Here is a 3,262-nt window from a genome sequence, read left to right as displayed (position 1 = left end):
ACTCCTCTAGTTCCTCGACAGTTTCTTCAATCTCGATATGCGTTACCCCTGCCATCACATACCCTGAATGCTACTTCTATCTATATTTACCATCTGTCGCATTCTTTTTTCAAATTGGTATAACAATCCCACCCTCAATTACTTGGTCAAGGCGATTGCGAACATCAAAGGTGTAGTTTACTGTACCAGATGCGGTAGTAACAGAAGTGCGATTACTTGCAGCATCGTAAGTATACTCAATCTTGCGTCCATCTGGGTCAGTACGTTTCACTAAGCGATCGCGTTCATCGTAGTCATAATCATAAGTTGCAGTAGTTTGACCATTAGCATCAACAAACGTAATAACATCTTGCAACCCTATGGATGTGTAAGTATACGTTACCTTAGCCCCATCCTGGAACTGTTTAGAAGTCATCCAGTTCAGGGGATCGTACTGATAAGTAATGGTATTGCGTTTAAAGTCAGTGTAAGTTTGTACATTACCTACAGCATCATAAACAGTATTAGAACGCTGCTCAAGTGGTAAAATCGTAGCAGTCCGGCGACCAACGCCATCATATTCATAGTTAGTGCGGTGGTCGTTAGCATCTTCTATCCAAATTAAGTTGCCAACTTCGTTGTAGCCGTATTCTGTCCAATCTTGAAGCGTATTCTTCACAAGAGTCAAACGACCTAACGCATCGTAACTATATTCAGTCCGCTTGCTGTTTTGGTCGGTCATAGCAATGCGCCGACCCAAGTTATCATATTCACTGGTGGTGTATGTCTTGTCGTTGAACACGGTTTTTCTTAACCGTCCCAAGTTGTCATAATTAAAAGTGGTCGTGTGGTTGAGTGCATCAGTTTTGGAGAAATATTGCCCCACTTTGTCGTATTTATAAGTCGTTCTGGAATTATCATCCAGCGTGTTTGGCGTATCGTCAGCGTAAATTACCTCAGTTTGCCGACCATCAGCATCGTAACGAAACTCTGTGCGATTGCCGCGCTCATCAATTTGTGCTTTAACTAAGCCATCGTCGTAATAGACAGTTTCTGTCTTGGGATTATCCCATAATTCGGGCGAGATATTTGGATTATCGGGTGTACTGTCTGGAGAAATAGTGTATCTTAAACGACCAACCTTATCGTAGACAAACCGCGTTTTGTGTCCAGCTTTATCAATGCTGGCAATTCTACGCCCTGCCTCATCGTAGCGGCTAGTTTCGCGCAGGTTGTCGTTAGGATTATCTGGTGTATCATCCGCGTAGATTGTTTCTACCAGTTCGCCCCTGTCGTTGTATTTATACTCAGTCCGGTGCTGAAGTGCATCAATAACCGCAGTTTGATGACCTAATTTATCATATTCATAAGTCGTTGTATGATTTTCGGCATCGGTCATCGTTGTCTGTGTCCCGGAATTCCATCCGCCACCCATAGCCGAAGTCATCTGCGCTGCCGGATGTTAGGCTATCATACGTGCGAGTTAGGGTAATTGGGATACCAGTAACAGGCACGGTTAAATCAGTAAACGACAGCCGGAAATTCCCCAGTTTCAATTCGCCAGAAACATTAACCGTGTCTTCTACAAAGCTGATGTTCCCGCCTTTATCATGAGCTTCCAGGCGCAAGGTGTACGAATCATTTTCCAACAGTGACGGGTCAAATCTACCCAGCACACCATCATTAACAGTGCTTGTGCCTCGGAAAAGTTCTTTGAAATCGTTACTACCAATGGGCGCAACCAGCAGGCGGTAGTAGTCCAGGTTATCATCATTAACAGTTCCTTTAATATCAACAGGCGCGGTAACTGTACCGTTGGCGATCGCACCCAAATTCAGACTGACATCAGGTGCGCTCACATCGCTGGTATCAATTACAGCCACTTCAAAAGTTGCTTGTCCAAGATTACCAGCCGTGTCATTAGCGATCGCTTTTGCGGTAATCGTTCCGGCTGTGGTAGGCGTGAACCGTGCCATACCATTGCTATCCAGCACTACCGCAGTTCCATCAATCAACAATTGCAAACCAGCAACCTTGATATTGTCAGTCGCTCGTGCTTGAAAAGTTATCGACTCGCCTAAATTAACTTGGTCATAATTAGCAATCAACCTAACTTTGGGTGCTTCACTATCAGCCGCCACCGACAGATTATAGTGTTGCTGTTGAGTACCGCCATTGCCATCGTTTACTGTAATGACAACTGTGTGAGTACCAACATTGCCAGCAGTCGGTGTCCAGCGCAGTCTACCGAGAGTATCCAAACTCATACCCAAATCACGGGATGCTTGGTCTTATTTGGATCTAGGGCAGTGAGCGTATAGCGATAACCATCTTCTGCCAAACTGTAATTGGTGTCAGGCGTGCTGGTAATTACAGGATTAGCATTATCGGGGTCGGCAAATAGTTTGATATTGTAGTCTTGGAAACTACTGCCTCCTTGGCCATCTTTGGAAAGCAGTTTCACGGCTACAGTTGCTAGAGAGCCGTCATCTAGTTGATCATTAGATTTGCCTACACCAGGGGTGATAATGTCTCTGGTATTGCTGGTATCTGTTTGTATAACTCGGAACTTGTAGTCTAATTTATCGGTTACGGCTTGTCCTCGAATCACAAGGGTGTATTCGCCACTATTCGTGAAGTCGTATTGAAAATCATTGTAGATATAATTGTCAGTATTGCTTACATAGCTACCATTGGGTGCATAAAGTCCCCAAGTGAATCGGTTGATATTTGTGGTGGTAGTAGCTGATAGATTATCAAAATATAACCGCTTTCCTGCTGTGGCATTTATTTTATAAAAGACATCCTTTTGTCCATTATCCAAGGAGCCTGTAGTTGGTAAGTTATATTCGACTGGAGGCGCACTGCTTGCATCTAGCATCTGGAAGCTATAGTTACGATTTGCTCCAGAGTCACCTGCGATCGCTAAGTGGTATAGACCTGATTGTGTCAATACATACTGAGCAGAATCAGTGTATTGGAAGTTGCCAAAGTTCATCACCACATTGCCGTTGGGATCGTAGAGATAAGCATTGACACCATTACCAACCATGCCATTGAATAGAACTTTTGTACCGACAAAGTTCTGGAAGGTGAATACCTTAGCTTCTCCACTATTAAACGTGCCCGTTTCTACGCCATTGAAGGCTAAATAAGCTTGCGGGGGGACAAAATGGTCTAGAATGCTTATATTACAAAGAGTGTAGCAATTTGTGGTAAAAGAAAAAGAGCATTCATTCGCAACAAGCTCTATTTAATGATAATATTACCAGAATTCTACGAA

The 3,262-nt window shown here is 43.7% G+C and carries 3 protein-coding genes; all 3 read right to left on the bottom strand.

Features of this window, described 5'->3' with window-relative positions:
• Positions 1–109: 109 nt before the first annotated feature.
• Genes LC653_RS45290 through LC653_RS45280 form a run of 3 tightly spaced genes read right to left on the bottom strand, consistent with a single transcriptional unit; the run spans position 110 to position 3,031 of the window.
• Positions 110–1,426 (bottom strand): RHS repeat domain-containing protein, encoded by a 1,317-nt coding sequence (locus LC653_RS45290; protein ID WP_229501757.1) that lies wholly within the window; start codon positions 1,424–1,426, stop codon positions 110–112.
• The gene (locus LC653_RS45285; protein ID WP_229501756.1) at positions 1,344–2,246 is read right to left on the bottom strand and encodes an Ig-like domain-containing protein; all 903 of its coding nucleotides are present in this window, start codon (positions 2,244–2,246) and stop codon (positions 1,344–1,346) included. The genes LC653_RS45290 and LC653_RS45285 overlap by 83 nt, the downstream gene beginning before the upstream one ends.
• Positions 2,243–3,031 carry a hypothetical protein gene (locus LC653_RS45280; RefSeq protein ID WP_229501755.1) on the bottom strand — a complete coding sequence of 263 codons (789 nt, stop codon included), beginning with the start codon at positions 3,029–3,031 and terminating at the stop codon, positions 2,243–2,245. Before LC653_RS45280 ends, LC653_RS45285 begins: the two co-directional genes overlap by 4 nt.
• Between the last annotated feature and the right edge of the window lie 231 nt (positions 3,032–3,262).

This window comes from Nostoc mirabile CHAB5784 (genome assembly GCF_020829645.1).
GTDB classification, from domain to species: Bacteria; Cyanobacteriota; Cyanobacteriia; order Cyanobacteriales; family Nostocaceae; genus Nostoc; species Nostoc mirabile.
This window is presented reverse-complemented; position numbering and strand designations above follow the sequence as displayed.